The sequence below is a fragment of the Blastococcus saxobsidens genome (genome assembly GCF_010682065.1).
GTDB lineage: Bacteria > Actinomycetota > Actinomycetes > Mycobacteriales > Geodermatophilaceae > Blastococcus > Blastococcus saxobsidens_B.
Genome location: NZ_JAAGWG010000019.1, coordinates 21,264 through 34,374, shown reverse-complemented (window position 1 = coordinate 34,374; position 13,111 = coordinate 21,264). Strand labels below are relative to the sequence as shown.

Genomic DNA, 13,111 nt, shown 5'->3' with positions numbered 1-13,111 from the left:
GCAGCGCCGTCCGGCGGCGTCGTCGCCCGGCCCGGGGGACGGGGAAAGTCCGGCCCCGGCGCAACCGCCGGGCGCGCGACCCGTTGGTGCTGGACGACGTCCCTCGACGGGGCGTCCCGTCCTTCAGAGCAGAGGGAGCCACCATGAGCGACTCCGACCAGCCGAACCTCCTGCAGCGGGTGATCCAGTGGCGCGTGGGCGCCGCGATGGAGCCCCAGCCGCCGAACGAGACGGTGATGAAGCTCCAGCAGCCGCTGGTCGACCTGCTCGAGAAGTACTACTTCCGGCTGGAGATCTCCGGCTGGGACCGGGTGCCCGACGAGCCCTGCCTCGTCGTCGGTGTGCACTCCGGCGGCGCGCTGACCATGGACGCGTGGACGCTGGTCAACGCCTGGCAGAAGCACTTCGAGGGCAGGCGGTTCCTGCACGGCACCGCGCACGACGTCCTCATGGCCTCGCCCGGCCTCGGTGACTACTTCCGCGCCGTCGGGGTGATCGCCGCCAACCGGAAGAGCGTCTCGGCGGCGCTGGCGCAGGGGGAGGACGTGGCGATCTGGCCCGGTGGCGAGATCGACGCGATGCGCAGCTGGTTCAAGCGCGACGTCGCCACGCTCGCCGGTCGCAAGGGGTTCGTGAAGCAGGCGATCCGCTCCGGCGTCCCGATCCTGCCGGTGGCCACGGTCGGCGGGCACGACACCGTCTTCGTGCTGTCGGAGGGCAAGTGGCTGGCCAACGGGCTGGACAAGCTGCTCGGCCTGAAGAAGACGCTGCGCGGGTCCAACCTGCCGATCATCGCCGGCTTCCCGTTCCCGATCGCGGTGGAGATCCTGCCCGCGCACGTGCCGCTGCCGGCGAAGATCCGCACCGAGCTGCTGGAGCCGATCGAGGTCGACACCGACCCCGAGCGCGCGGACGACGCGGCCTACGTGCAGAAGATCTACGACGAGGTCGAGGTCGCCATCCAGGCCGGCATGGACCGGCTGGCCGCGAAGCGGACGCTGCCCGTCCTGGGCTGACCCGCCCGCGCGCCGCCGCGGGACTCACCCCGACGGGGGATGCACCGGGGGAGCCGGTGTGTCGATGCCTGCGGGGTGAGCACTCCCGCGGCCGCCGCCCGGGGCAGCGCCCTGCCCGGGCCCGGCCGGGCCGCCGGTGGGTACGCCACCGCCGGCCTCGGGCGCCCGACCGGGGCACGGGACGCCGTCCCGGCGCCGGAGAGCGCGCTGCGGCTGCTCGTCGTCCGGACCGTGGCGGTCGCCGCGATCGTGGCCACCGCCGGCTACCTCGGGTGGCGTGTGCTGACCACGCTCCCGGAGGGCCCGGCGCTGTGGCTCGGGGTGCCGTTCCTGGCCCTGGAGCTCTACGGCGGCATCGCGCTCGTGCTGTTCGTGATGACGACGTGGGACGTGGCACCCGCCCGGGTCCCGGCACCGCGGCCCGGCCCGGCGCCGTCGGTCACCGTGCTCATCGCCACCTACGACGAGCACCTCGACGTGCTGCTGCCCACCGTCGCCGCCTGCCTGGCGATGACCGGGGACCACGAGACCTGGGTGCTCGACGACGGCGACCGCCTCGAGGTGGAGGAGATGGTCACCGCCCTGGGCGCCCGCTACGTCAGCCGGCCGGAGCACGACCACGCCAAGGCGGGCAACCTCAACCACGCGCTGGGCCTGGTGCGCACCGAGCTGGTGGCGGTGTTCGACGCCGACCACGTGCCGGACCCGGAGTTCCTCGCCCGCACGGTGCCCTACTTCGCCGACGACCGGCTGGCCCTGGTGCAGACCCCGCAGCACTTCTACAACACGACGTCCTTCGAGCACCTGCGCGCCGACGCCGACCTGCACGAGGAGTCGCTCTTCTACCGGGTGATCCAGCCGGGCAAGCACCACGCCGGAGCGGCCTTCTGGTGCGGGACGAACGCGGTCCTGCGTGCCGACGCGCTGCGGGAGATCGGCGGCGTGGCCACGCAGTCGCTCACCGAGGACTTCCACACGACCATGAAGCTGCACCGCGCCGGCTGGCGGAGCGCGTACCACAACGAGGTGCTCGCCCGGGGCCTGGCCGCGGGCAGCCCGGACGCCTTCTACGCCCAGTGACGTCGCTGGGGCCGCGGGGCCATGCAGGTCCTGCGGCAGGACAACCCGCTCACCGCCTCCGGGCTGACCGTGCGCCAGCGGCTGGGCTACCTCTACTCGCTGTCGGCCTGGTTCGACTCGTGGCGGACCCTCGGCCTGGCGCTCGTGCCAGTGGCCGTCCTGGTCACCGGGCTCTTCCCGGTCGAGGCGCCGCCGGCCGAGTTCGCGCTCATGGCCGGCATCCCGTTCCTGCTGCAGCAGGTCGCCCTCACGCTGCTGTCCCGGGGGTTCGCCCCCGCGCGGTTCTCGCTGCTGTTCGAGGTGGTGCGGCTGCTCTCCAACCTGGCCGCCACCCTCACCCTCGTCCTCCGGGGCACCGGTCGGTTCGCCGTCACCGCGAAGGGCCGCACCGGTGAGGAGCGCACCCGCGCCCGGGTGCCGGCCGTGCTCGTCGCGCTGGCCGCCGTCCTCGTCGGCAGCCTGCTCTGGACGGCGGCCTGCGTCGCCGGCTGGACGCCGACCCGGCACGGGCTGGGCGGCACCACCCTGGTCCCGGTCCTCTGGGTGGCCGTCACGCTGGGGTTCGTGCTGGCCGGGATCCGCCGCATCCGGGACCCCCGCTTCTCCGCCGAGCGCCGGGACGCCCACCGGTTCCCCGCCACGATGCAGGCGGTCGTCGACGGGGCGCCGGCGCGGCTGGTCGACGTCTCCCTCGGCGGTGCCCAGGTGCGGGTCCGGGGGGTGGGTGCCGCCGTCGGATCCGACGTGGAGCTGGCCATCCGGGTGCCCGACCGTGCGGCGCACGTGATCTTCCGGGCGACGGTCCGCTCGCGGCAGGACGACGTCCACCGGCTGCAGTTCACCGGCCGGCAGTGGGTCGAGCTGGCCGCGCTGTCGGCGACGGCCTTCGGCGCCGGTGCCGCTCGCTGGGCGGCGGTCGTGCCGACGCCGGTCGCCGTGCCGGGCGCTCCGGTTCCCGGGCAGCGCGTCCGGGCCGCGCAGGTGCACCCGGACGCCGTCGCGGCCGCCGTGCACAGCCCCTTCGTCGCCGCACCCCGCCGTCCGGTCGCGACCGACGACACCCAGCCGATCCCGCTGCTGACACCGGAGCTCGAGCGGGCGCTGGCCGCCGTCCGGGGCTGACGTCCGCCCCTCTCGCCACGGGCCGCCGGAACCGGCAGGGTGGGTGCTCCACGACGAGGACAGGAGCGGTCATGGCAGCGCGCTACGAGTACAAGGTCGAGGAGATCCGCGAGGGGATGATCGGCGGCAAGATGTCCGGCGGGAAGCTGGAGAAGGTGCTCAACCAGCATGCCCGCGAGGGGTGGCAGCTCAAGGCCATCACCTCCGTGGAGGTCAAGGGACGCATCGGCCCCGGCGGGGTCGAGGGCGTGCTGGTCACCTTCGAGCGCCCCGTGGCATGACCGCGGGCTCCACCGACGCCGACCGGCTCGCCGGGTACGCCCTCGGCACGACGCCGGCCGAGGCGCTGGCCTGGTTCGACTCCCTCGAGGCGGTCGAGCCGGCGGCGATGCTCGGCCGGTGGCGGGGGAGCGGGCTGCCCACCGGCTCGCCGCTGGACGGGCTGCTGGAGGCATACGGCTGGTACGGCAAGGAGTTCCTCGACGCCGAGACCGTGCACCCGCTGCTGTTCGCGACGGCCGCCGGGCCGCGCCCGGTGGACCCGGCCCTGGTCCCGATCGGCGTGCTGCGCGACCGGCCCGGGCTCGCGCACTCCCGGGCGGCACGGCTGGCGTTCCGCGCCGTCCGCCCGCTGGTGACGACGACCAAGCCGCGGGCCCGGCTGCGCGCGGTCGAGCACCGGGGCGTGCGGACCGCGGCGATGGTCTACGACGCGCTGCCGATCATCGACGTCTTCCGCCGGGTGTCCGACGACGTCCGGCTGGGCCTGATGGACCTGCGCGGCCTGCCCGACCCGTTCTTCTTCCTGCTCAGGCGGGGGAGCTGACCCCGAGCTCGGCGAGCAGGCCGCGGATCCGCCCCTCGATCTCGTCGCGGATCGGCCGGACGGACTCCACGCCCTTGCCGGCCGGGTCCTCCAGCGCCCAGTCCAGGTAGCGCTTGCCCGGGAAGATCGGGCAGGCGTCACCGCAGCCCATGGTGATGACGACGTCGGAGGCCTCGACCGCGTCGGTGGTGAGCACCTTGGGCCGCTGGTCGGAGATGTCGATCCCGACCTCGGCCATCGCCTGCACCGCGGACGGGTTGATCTGGTCGCCGGGGACGGAGCCCGCCGAGCGGACCTCGACGCCGTCGCCGGCCAGGTGGCGCAGCCAGCCGGCCGCCATCTGGGAGCGGCCGGCGTTGTGCACGCAGACGAACAGGACGCTGGGCTTGTCGGGCACGGAGTTCCTCTCGGAGGGGTTCAGGCGGGGCTGGGCTGCAGCTCGGCGAGCAGCGCCCGGACCCGGACGTCGATGTCGTGGCGGATCGCGCGGACCTCGCCGAGGGTGAGGCCGGCGGGGTCGCGCACCTGCCAGTCCAGGTAGCGCTTGCCGGGGTAGACCGGGCAGGCGTCGCCGCAGCCCATGGTCACGACGACGTCGGCAGCGCGGACGACGTCGTCGGTGAGCGGCTTGGGGAACTCGGCCGTGAGGTCGACGCCGACCTCGGCCATGGCGGCCACCACGGCGTCGTCGACACCGGGCGCGGGCTGGGAACCGGCCGAGCGCACGTGCACGCGGTCGCCGCCGTGCAGCTGCAGCAGGCCGGCGGCCATCTGCGAGCGGCCGGCGTTCTGCACGCAGACGAACAGGACCTCGCAGGCGTCGCTGGTCAGCGCGCCCTTCGACTGGGCCAGCGCGGTGAGCCGCTCGGTCGCGAACCGCCCGGCGAGGACCGGCAGGTGGGTGGTGACCTTCGCCGTGCGGGCCAGGGCCGTGTAGGACTCGAAGACGTACCGGTCGATCGTCTCGCGGGCGAAGACGCCGGCGAAGCGGGCGGCCAGATCGTCGGCGAGTCGGTGCAGCGAGGCCTCCGGTGCGAGCAGGCCGGGGAGGGACTTGTCGGTCATCGGGCGCTCCTCGCCGGTGCCGGGACGGTGGGGTCGCCCGGGAACCAGCGGCGGGCGGCCCAGAGGGACACGTAGACCAGGGCGACGAGCACCGGCACCTCGATGAGCGGGCCGACGACGCCGGCCAGCGCCTGCCCGCTGGTGACGCCGAAGGTGCCGATGGCGACGGCGATGGCCAGCTCGAAGTTGTTGCCGGCCGCGGTGAAGGCCAAGGTCGCCGTCTTCGCATAGCCCAGGCGAAGCCGCATGCCGAGCAGGAACGAGCCGCCGAACATCAGCGCGAAGTAGGCCAGCAGCGGCAGCGCGATGCGGGCGACGTCCCAGGGCTGGGAGGTGATCGCGTCGCCCTGGAGGGCGAAGAGCATGACGATCGTGAACAGCAGCCCGTAGAGGGCGACGGGACCGATCTTCGGCAGGAAGCGGCCCTCGTACCAGTCACGGCCCTTGCGCCGCTCGCCGATCGTGCGGGTGAGGAACCCGGCGACCAGCGGGATGCCGAGGAAGACCAGGACCGACACCACGATCGCCCAGAAGCTGAACTCCGCCGACGTCGTGGACAGGCCGAGCCAGCCGGGCAGCACCTGCAGGTAGAACCAGCCGAGCGCGGCGAAGGCCACGATCTGGAACACCGAGTTGATGGCGACCAGGACGGCGCCGGCCTCCCGGTCACCGCAGGACAGGTCGTTCCAGATCAGCACCATCGCGATGCAGCGGGCCAGGCCCACGATGATCAGGCCGGTCCGGTACTCGGGCAGGTCGGGCAGCAGCAGCCAGGCCAGGGCGAACATCAGCGCCGGGCCGAGCACCCAGTTGAGCACCAGGCTGGCGCCCAGCAGCTTCCGGTCGCCGGTGACCCGGTCGAGCTCGGAGTACCGGACCTTGGCCAGCACCGGGTACATCATCAGCAGCAGACCGACGGCGATCGGCAGGCTGACGTTGCCCACCTCCACCGCCGAGAGCGCGTCGTCCAGGCCCGGGACCCAGCGGCCCAGCGCCAGGCCCAACGCCATCGCGGCGACGATCCAGACCGGCAGGAAGCGGTCCAGGGTGGCCAGCTTCTGCAGGACCGGGGCGTCGGCGGGGACGTCGGTGCGTGCGGTCTCGCGGACGGCGTCGCTCATGCGCGCACGGCCGTGCTGAACAGGGTGGCGACGGCGGTCAGCGCCTCGGGCCGGACCGCGTAGTAGACCCACACCCCGCGCTTGTCGCGGTCGAGCACACCGGCCGAGTGCAGCACCTTGAGGTGGTGGCTGATCGTGGCCTGGGTGAGGTCGAAGGCGTCGTTGAGGTCGCAGACGCAGGCCTCGCCGGTGGCGCTGGAGGCGATGAGGCTGACCAGCCGCAGCCGCACCGGGTCGGCGAGCGCCTTGAGCAGCGCGGCGACCTGCTCGGCCTGCTCGGCGGACATCGCGGTGCCGGACAGCGGCGTGCAGCACGCCAGACCGGGTTCGCTCATCGTCAACTCCTGGGTTTCAGACATCGGCGTCGATCATAACGATCGGCATCGTATTGACAAGTATCGATGTCCGGTGTTCATTCTCGGTTCATGCATCGACGTCCGTCGATGTCTTCCCTTCCAGGAGGTAATCGTGTCCCGGATCCAGCTGGCCCTCCGCGTCGCCGACCTCGAGGCGGCCGTCGCGTTCTACTCGCGCCTGTTCGACACCGCGCCGGCCAAGCGGCGGCCCGGGTACGCCAACTTCGCCGTCGCCGAGCCGCCGCTGAAGCTGGTGCTGCTCGAGGGCGAGGCCGGCGAGCCCACCCGCATGGACCACCTCGGCGTGGAGGTGGCGTCCACCGACGAGGTCACCGCGGCGACGAACCGGCTCGCCGACGCCGGCCTGGCCACCCGCGTCGAGGACGGCACCACCTGCTGCTACGCCGTCCAGGACAAGGTGTGGGTGACCGGCCCGGGCGGGGAGCCGTGGGAGGTCTACACGGTCACGGCCGACGCCCGCCCCGACCTGGAGGGCGCGACGTCGGCGGAGGTTGCCGGGGACGGCTCGTGCTGCGCGCCCGAGGGCACCGGCGCCGACCGGCTCGCGACCGCCTGCTGCTGACGGCGCACCCCTGCCCGGATCGCGGCCCGATCGTGACCGGGGAGGGGTCCGGTGGCGTGCCTCCTCTGAGAGGGTGGCCCCGCTCACCGTGGTGCGCGGTGGGGTCACCGTCGACCCGAGAGGCCCGTCATGGAAGAAGTCGTCCCGGCGCTGGGAACCGGTCCGCTGCTGCTGATCGCGGTCGCCGCCGTCGCCGTGCTGCTCGTCCTGGTCATGAAATTCAAGGTCCACGCCTTCGTGGCGCTGGTCCTGGTCAGCCTCATCACCGCGCTGGCCACCGGCATCCCCACGGGCGAGGTCATCGACACGATGCTCGCGGGGTTCGGGTCCACGCTCGCCAGCGTGGCGCTGCTGGTGGGCCTGGGCGCCATGATCGGCAAGCTGCTCGAGGTCACCGGCGGCGCCACGGTGCTCGCCGACACCCTGATCAGCCGCTTCGGGGAGAAGCGCGCCCCGCTGGCGCTCGGCGTCGCCTCGCTGCTCTTCGGCTTCCCGATCTTCTTCGACGCCGGTTTCGTCGTCTTCCTCCCGATCATCTTCAGCGTCGCCCGGCAGTTCGGCGGCTCGCTGCTGCTCTACGCGCTGCCCTCGGCCGGCGCCTTCGCCGTCATGCACGCGTTCGTCCCCCCGCACCCGGGCCCCGTCGGCGCGGGGGACATCCTCGGCGCGAACATCGGCCTGCTGGTCGTCGTCGGCCTGGTGGTCGGACTGCCCACCTGGTTCATCGCCTCCTACCTGTTCAGCAAGTGGGCCGGCCACCGCTTCCCGCTGCCGGTCCCCGACGCGTTCAGCGCCGGCAGCGGGCCGGCCGAGCGGCTGCCCGGCGGCACGGTGGACGACGGCAGTGACCAGGGCCGGGACCAGGGCCGGGACGAGGGCCGGGCCCCCGGCACGGGTGGAGCCGCCCCGGCCGGTGGCGGCACGGACGTCGCGACCCGGCGGCCCGCGCGCACCGAACCGCGGTTCGGCACCGTGCTGTCGCTGCTGCTGCTGCCCCTGGTGCTGATCCTGTTCAACACCGGGCTGAACACGCTGGCCACCACGGGCGTCGTGGACGGGGACGCCACGTGGGTCGTCGCGCTGCGGCTCATCGGCCAGACGCCGGTGGCCCTGCTCATCACCGTCCTGGTCGCCGCCGTCGTCCTGAGCCGTGAGCGGTTCTCGCGGGGCGAGGTCGAGGAGCTGCTCAACTCCTCGCTGGCGCCGGTCTGCGCCATCATCCTGATCACCGGTGCCGGTGGCATGTTCGGTGGCGTCCTGCGGGCCAGCGGGATCGGCGCCGCGCTCGCCGAGAGCCTGGACGGGCTGGGGCTGCCGGTGATCGTGGCCGCGTTCGTCGTCGCCACCTGCCTGCGGGTCGCGCAGGGCTCGGCCACCGTCGCCCTCCTCACCACGGCCGCGCTCATCGCGCCCGCCGTCGCCACCGCCGACCTGTCGGAGCTCGACGTCGCGCTCGTCGTCATCGCCATCGCCTGCGGCGCCACGGTGCTCTCGCACGTCAACGACTCGGGGTTCTGGCTGGTCGGCCGGTTCCTGAAGATGGACGTCGCCACCACCCTGCGCACCTGGACGGTGATGGAGACGCTGATCGGGGTGGTGGGGTTCGCCATCGCCGCGCTGCTCAGCCTGGTGGTCTGACCGCCCACGCCGCCGACCCGCTTCTGGCAGGGTCGGCGGCGTGCAGCTGGACGACATCGCCGACGAGCTCTACGCGGTCGCGCCCGAGGAGTTCGTCGCGCGGCGCGGCGAGCGGCAGGCCGAGGCGAAGGCCGCCGGCGACAAGGCCCTGGCCAAGGCGGTCGGTGCACTGCCCAAGCCGTCCACGCCGGCGTGGGTGTGCAACCTGCTGGTCCGCCAGCACCGGGAGGAGATCGAGGGCCTGGTCGACCTCGGCAACCTGCTCCGCGACGCCCAGCAGAACCTCGCCGGGGACCAGCTCAAGGCGCTGGACGTGCAGCGGCGGCAGCTGCTGGGCGCACTGACCCGGCAGGCGCGGGCGCTGGCGCACGAGCGCGGGCACGCCGTCAGCACCGCCGTCGCCACCCAGGTCGAGGAGACGCTGCGGGCCGCCATGTCCGACCCGGAGGCCGGCGAGGCGCTGCTCACCGGCCGGCTCACCGCCCCGATGTCCTACAGCGGCCTCGGTGAGGTGACCGGCCGTCCGAAGCTCCGACTGGTCCCGCCCACCGAGCCGGCCGCGGCCCCGCCGCGGGCGCCGGCGACGCGCGCGGGCCGGACCGGACCGGAGGAGTCGGCGGCCGACCGGCGTCGCCGCGAGCAGGAGGAGCGCCGCCGGGCCGCCGAGGAGAAGCGCTTGCGGGAGCTCGCCGCGGCCCGGGAGGCGGAGGACGAGGCGCGGACGGCGGCCGAGGAGGCGCGGGCCGCGCTCGAGGAGCACCAGCGGGCGACCGACGAGCTGACCGCCCGCCGGGCGGAGCTGCAGGCTCGGGTCGAGGAGCTCGCCGACTCCCTCGCCGACGCCGAGCGGGACGCCGGGGACGCGGCCGCGGCGCTCAGGCGCGAGGAGCGGCGCCGTGCGGCGGCCGAGCGGGAGGCCGCCGACGCCGCCGCGGCCCTCGATGCCGCCGTCGCCCGCGTCGCCGGGCTGGCCGACGACGGCGCGTGAGCGCGGTCGGGCGTCCTCAGCCCATCGTCTTCTGACCGTCCAGGGACTCCCGCAGTATGTCGGCGTGCCCGGCGTGCTGGGCGGTCTCGGCCACGATGTGCAGGAGCACCCGGCGGGCGGAGCGGACCGCGCCCGGCGCGAACCACGGTGCCTCGGGCAGCGGGTGGGCCAGGTCGAGGTCGGGCAGCGTGCGCACCACGTCGTCGGTCCGCCGCGCGACCTCCTCGTAGCGGGCCAGGACGCCGGCGAGGGTCTCCTCGGGGCGCATCCGGAACTCCTCGCCCCACGCCTCGACCTGGGCCTCGTCGTCGGCCGCCGCCATGGCGGAGGTGCCCGCGAGGATGAAGTCCACCCACGACTCCTCGGTGCCGGCGACGTGCTTGACCAGCCCGCCGAGGGTCAGCTCGCTCGCGGTCGGCCGCTGCCGTGCCTGCTCGTCGGTGAGGCCCTGCACGGTGAACCGCAGGAAGGAGCGGTGGGTCGCGAGCGTCTCGAGCAGGTCGGCCCGTTCGCCGGTCAGGTCGGTCCGGTCGGGTGCGGTCTGGCTGGTCATCGGAAGGCCTTCCGTCTGGAGTGGATCCGTCGCTCCCGACGCTAGGGATCATCGGTGCCAGTTCCTGTCACCATTGCGGCAGACTCTGGTCCCGTGGCCGACACCGGGAACCGCACGCTGCGTCTGCTCTCGCTGATGCAGGGCCGCCGCCAGTGGGCCGGCGACGAGCTCGCCGACCGGCTCGGCGTCTCGCTGCGCACCCTGCGCCGCGACGTCGGGCGGCTCCGCGAGCTCGGCTACCCGGTGGACGCCCGGCCCGGCGTCGAGGGCGGCTACCGGCTGACGCCCGGCGCCGCCCTGCCGCCCCTGGTCCTCGACGACGACGAGGCGGTGGCCCTGACCGTGGGGCTCCAGGCGGCCGCGCAGACGGCGGTCGCCGGCATGGCGGAGGCCTCGGTGCGGGCCCTCACCAAGGTCGTCCAGGTGCTGCCGCCCCGGTTGCGGCGGCGGGCCGACGCGCTGCGCGCCGTCACCGACACCGCCGCGTGGGCGGCGCCGGGCGGGACGGTGGATCCCCGGGACCTCACGGTCCTCGCCCAGGCCTGCCGGGACACCGAGCGGCTCACGTTCTCCTACACGGCGGCCGGGGGTGCCGGCAGCGAGCGGTTCGTGGAGCCGCACCGGCTCGTCGCCCTCGGCCGGCGGTGGTACCTGGTGGCGCACGACCTGGACCGGGGGGAGTGGCGCACCTTCCGGCTGGACCGGCTCGCCTCGCCTCGCCCCGGGCGACCGGTGCGCGCTTCGCCCCGCGTGCCCTCCCGGCCGAGGACGCCGCGGCTTTCGTGCGCGCGGCCCTCGGCGCGCGAGGCGCGGCGACCGAGGTCGAGGTCCTGGTGCACGCACCGGCCGAGGAGGTGCGGCGACGCATCGGCCAGTGGTCGGCGGTGGAGCCGGTCGACGGCGGCGGCTGCCGGGTGCGCATGCAGACCGACGACCTGGCCTGGCCGGCCTTCGCGCTCGGCATGACCGGTGCGGAGTGCACGGTCGTCTCCCCGCCGGAGCTGCGCGACCTGCTGGGGGAGTGGGCGCAGCGGTTCGGCCGGGCGGCGGCGGGCCCGGGGGCCTGAGGCCGCGCCACCACCTCAGGAGCAGGTGGCGCCGTCCTCCGCGGGCCGGGCGATCGGCTCCACCGGTGGGGTCTTCCCGGCCACCGGGGGGCGGTCGGCGTCGACCGTTCGCCCGAACTCCTGAGCCGCCCACACCGACCCGTCCGGCGCGCAGAACACGCCCACCCCGAGCCGGTCCCACCCCGGGTCGAGCACGTTCCCCCGGTGGTCGTCCGACCGCATCCAGCCCACGTGCGCGACGCCGGCCGGCACGGGCCCGGAAGCGGTGAAGATGTTCTCGCCCAGGCCGGTGAAGCCGGCGAGCTCCTCGCGCCCGAGCACCTCCCGCATGTCCTGGTGCTCCAGCTGGCCGGTCCCGGCCATCTGCTCGCTCCAGCTGCGCGCCACCCCGGCCAGCGCCCCGTTCCACTCCACGGGTTCCAGGTCGCGCGCGCGGCGTTCGTCGTTGACCCGGTCGAAGATGTCCCGCGCCATGCGCTCCTCGATGCCCGCATCGTCCCCGGGCGGGGACTGCGGGGCCGGCCCCGTCGCCGTCCCTACCGCGCCCGGCGAGCCGTCGACCACTCCGCACCCGGTCGTGGACAGCACCGCGGCCAGCAGTACACCGGCCAGCGCGCCGGAGGGCCTGCACCGAGTTGTCACCGGTGCTGCCTACCCGGCGTTCGACGCCGGCAGTCGGCCGGCGCCGGCCGAGCTGCGACCCCGTCGCCCCCGCCGAGCAGGGCGGCGACCCCGGCGACGTCAGGTCCGGCCGCTGCGCTTGCGCCGGTAGAGCTGCGCGTCGGCCCGGGCCAGCACCGTGGCCAGCGTGTCGCCCGGGCGTGCCTCGGCGACCCCGCCGGTCCAGGTGAACGGGTGGGTCGCGGCGAGCTGGGTCAGCAGCTCGGTCGCCGCGGCCTCGTCGGTCGCCGGGAGGCACAGCACGAACTCGTCGCCGCCGTAGCGGCCGAGCAGGTCGGCGTGCCGCAGCCGTCGGCTCCAGCCGGCGGTGAGCGTCCGCAGGAGGTCGTCCCCGGCGCTGTGGCCGTCCCGGTCGTTGACCTCCTTGAAGTCGTCGAGGTCGAGCAGCACGAAGCTCAACGGCTCACCGCTCCGGGCGGCCCGGGCGAGGTGGCGGGAGGCCTGCTCCTCCCACGCCCGGCGGTTCGCGACGCCGGTGAGCGGATCGGTGCCGGCCGCGGTCCGCAGCTGTCCCGCCAGCCGGGCCTGCACCTCGACCAGGACGACGGAGGCGGCGATCAGGGTGATCCAGGGGGACAGGAACCCGGACGGCTCGGCGGCCCAGGCGCCGGCGCTGCCCGCGAGCAGGGCGAAGGCGGCGTGCACCCGGGCGGCGGGCGGCGGCAGGAAGTGCGCCGCGTACAGCCCCAGCGCGATCAGCGCGGGACCGAGCCCGACGATGCCGACGGCGGTGGCCGAGCGCCACGCCAGCACCCCGACCAGCACCGAGGCGAGGGCCACGGCGGCGTGCAGCACCCACGGGCGGACGGAGCGGGCCGTCCGCCACAGCCCCGCGGCGATGCCCAGGCCGAGGAGTCCCAGGGTCCACAGCAGGGCGACCGGGGTCGTGCGGACCATCGGCAGGGCGGCGCCCACCAGGCACAGTGCCCCGCTGACGGCGTACAGCGTCGCCAGCAGCGTCACGGCCGTTCGTTGCCCGGTCTGCACCAGATCCCTCCCCGTCGGCGACCATCCT

16 protein-coding genes and 1 pseudogene are annotated in these 13,111 nt (G+C 74.6%); 10 read left to right on the top strand and 7 right to left on the bottom strand.

Annotated elements, in window-relative coordinates:
* Window positions 1–143 precede the first annotated feature (143 nt).
* The 5 genes from GCU60_RS13380 (at window position 144) to GCU60_RS13360 (ending at window position 4,044) form a co-directional block, all read left to right on the top strand.
* Complete coding sequence (locus GCU60_RS13380) at window positions 144–1,016, top strand: lysophospholipid acyltransferase family protein (protein ID WP_163206019.1); 873 nt, start codon at window positions 144–146, stop codon at window positions 1,014–1,016.
* A 75-nt stretch (window positions 1,017–1,091) separates the two neighbouring features.
* Window positions 1,092–2,096 carry a glycosyltransferase gene (locus GCU60_RS13375; protein ID WP_163206017.1) on the top strand — a complete coding sequence of 335 codons (1,005 nt, stop codon included), beginning with the start codon at window positions 1,092–1,094 and terminating at the stop codon, window positions 2,094–2,096.
* Between the two features lie 21 nt (window positions 2,097–2,117).
* Window positions 2,118–3,218, top strand: a complete 1,101-nt coding sequence (locus GCU60_RS13370; protein WP_163206015.1) for a PilZ domain-containing protein — start codon at window positions 2,118–2,120, stop codon at window positions 3,216–3,218.
* A gap of 71 nt (window positions 3,219–3,289) precedes the next feature.
* Window positions 3,290–3,499, top strand: a complete 210-nt coding sequence (locus tag GCU60_RS13365) for a DUF4177 domain-containing protein (protein WP_040339856.1) — start codon at window positions 3,290–3,292, stop codon at window positions 3,497–3,499.
* Window positions 3,496–4,044, top strand: a complete 549-nt coding sequence (locus GCU60_RS13360) for a DUF4334 domain-containing protein (RefSeq protein ID WP_163206012.1) — start codon at window positions 3,496–3,498, stop codon at window positions 4,042–4,044. Before GCU60_RS13365 ends, GCU60_RS13360 begins: the two co-directional genes overlap by 4 nt.
* On the opposite strand, the gene GCU60_RS13355 is transcribed toward GCU60_RS13360, so the two are convergent.
* From GCU60_RS13355 to GCU60_RS13340, 4 genes are read right to left on the bottom strand one after another with little or no spacing between them, the layout of a single operon-like run.
* Window positions 4,028–4,441 carry an arsenate reductase ArsC gene (locus GCU60_RS13355; RefSeq protein WP_163206010.1) on the bottom strand — a complete coding sequence of 138 codons (414 nt, stop codon included), beginning with the start codon at window positions 4,439–4,441 and terminating at the stop codon, window positions 4,028–4,030. The genes GCU60_RS13360 and GCU60_RS13355 overlap by 17 nt on opposite strands.
* Window positions 4,442–4,461: 20 nt before the next feature.
* Window positions 4,462–5,109, bottom strand: coding sequence for an arsenate reductase ArsC (locus GCU60_RS13350; protein WP_163206008.1), 648 nt, complete (start codon window positions 5,107–5,109; stop codon window positions 4,462–4,464).
* Window positions 5,106–6,230, bottom strand: coding sequence for an ACR3 family arsenite efflux transporter (arsB, locus tag GCU60_RS13345; protein WP_163206006.1), 1,125 nt, complete (start codon window positions 6,228–6,230; stop codon window positions 5,106–5,108). The genes GCU60_RS13350 and arsB overlap by 4 nt, the downstream gene beginning before the upstream one ends.
* Window positions 6,227–6,565: an ArsR/SmtB family transcription factor gene (locus GCU60_RS13340; RefSeq protein ID WP_239521161.1), complete on the bottom strand. Its 339-nt coding sequence runs from the start codon at window positions 6,563–6,565 to the stop codon at window positions 6,227–6,229. The genes arsB and GCU60_RS13340 overlap by 4 nt, the downstream gene beginning before the upstream one ends.
* A gap of 133 nt (window positions 6,566–6,698) precedes the next feature.
* On the opposite strand from GCU60_RS13340, the gene GCU60_RS13335 reads away from it, so the two are divergent.
* From GCU60_RS13335 to GCU60_RS13325, 3 genes are all read left to right on the top strand, one after another.
* Window positions 6,699–7,169, top strand: a complete 471-nt coding sequence (locus tag GCU60_RS13335; protein ID WP_163206002.1) for an ArsI/CadI family heavy metal resistance metalloenzyme — start codon at window positions 6,699–6,701, stop codon at window positions 7,167–7,169.
* 129 nt (window positions 7,170–7,298) lie between these two features.
* The gene (locus tag GCU60_RS13330) at window positions 7,299–8,807 is read left to right on the top strand and encodes a GntP family permease (protein WP_163206000.1); all 1,509 of its coding nucleotides are present in this window, start codon (window positions 7,299–7,301) and stop codon (window positions 8,805–8,807) included.
* 40 nt (window positions 8,808–8,847) lie between these two features.
* Window positions 8,848–9,795, top strand: a complete 948-nt coding sequence (locus tag GCU60_RS13325) for a hypothetical protein (RefSeq protein WP_163205998.1) — start codon at window positions 8,848–8,850, stop codon at window positions 9,793–9,795.
* 16 nt (window positions 9,796–9,811) lie between these two features.
* Here the strand turns inward: GCU60_RS13325 and GCU60_RS13320 are convergent, their stop codons facing one another.
* Window positions 9,812–10,348 carry a DinB family protein gene (locus GCU60_RS13320; protein WP_163205996.1) on the bottom strand — a complete coding sequence of 179 codons (537 nt, stop codon included), beginning with the start codon at window positions 10,346–10,348 and terminating at the stop codon, window positions 9,812–9,814.
* A gap of 135 nt (window positions 10,349–10,483) precedes the next feature.
* Here GCU60_RS13320 and GCU60_RS20370 point away from each other — a divergent pair.
* Window positions 10,484–11,020, top strand: a pseudogene (locus GCU60_RS20370) (helix-turn-helix transcriptional regulator); the annotation flags it as partial.
* Window positions 10,993–11,415, top strand: a complete 423-nt coding sequence (locus GCU60_RS20365) for a WYL domain-containing protein (protein WP_345770588.1) — start codon at window positions 10,993–10,995, stop codon at window positions 11,413–11,415. The pseudogene GCU60_RS20370 and the gene GCU60_RS20365, both read left to right, overlap by 28 nt.
* 15 nt (window positions 11,416–11,430) lie before the next feature.
* Here the strand turns inward: GCU60_RS20365 and GCU60_RS13310 are convergent, their stop codons facing one another.
* Complete coding sequence (locus tag GCU60_RS13310) at window positions 11,431–12,057, bottom strand: CAP domain-containing protein (protein WP_163205994.1); 627 nt, start codon at window positions 12,055–12,057, stop codon at window positions 11,431–11,433.
* A gap of 99 nt (window positions 12,058–12,156) precedes the next feature.
* Window positions 12,157–13,059: a diguanylate cyclase gene (locus GCU60_RS13305; protein WP_163205992.1), complete on the bottom strand. Its 903-nt coding sequence runs from the start codon at window positions 13,057–13,059 to the stop codon at window positions 12,157–12,159.
* Window positions 13,060–13,111: the final 52 nt, after the last annotated feature.

Coding starts and splice junctions, on each gene's coding strand:
- GCU60_RS13380 (WP_163206019.1), top strand. CDS start 144: ATGAGCGACTCCGACCAGCCGAACCTCCTGCAGCGGGTGATCCAGTGG.
- GCU60_RS13370 (WP_163206015.1), top strand. CDS start 2,118: ATGCAGGTCCTGCGGCAGGACAACCCGCTCACCGCCTCCGGGCTGACC.
- GCU60_RS13365 (WP_040339856.1), top strand. CDS start 3,290: ATGGCAGCGCGCTACGAGTACAAGGTCGAGGAGATCCGCGAGGGGATG.
- GCU60_RS13360 (WP_163206012.1), top strand. CDS start 3,496: ATGACCGCGGGCTCCACCGACGCCGACCGGCTCGCCGGGTACGCCCTC.
- GCU60_RS13350 (WP_163206008.1), bottom strand. CDS start 5,109: ATGACCGACAAGTCCCTCCCCGGCCTGCTCGCACCGGAGGCCTCGCTG.
- arsB (WP_163206006.1), bottom strand. CDS start 6,230: ATGAGCGACGCCGTCCGCGAGACCGCACGCACCGACGTCCCCGCCGAC.
- GCU60_RS13340 (WP_239521161.1), bottom strand. CDS start 6,565: ATGAGCGAACCCGGTCTGGCGTGCTGCACGCCGCTGTCCGGCACCGCG.
- GCU60_RS13330 (WP_163206000.1), top strand. CDS start 7,299: ATGGAAGAAGTCGTCCCGGCGCTGGGAACCGGTCCGCTGCTGCTGATC.
- GCU60_RS13320 (WP_163205996.1), bottom strand. CDS start 10,348: ATGACCAGCCAGACCGCACCCGACCGGACCGACCTGACCGGCGAACGG.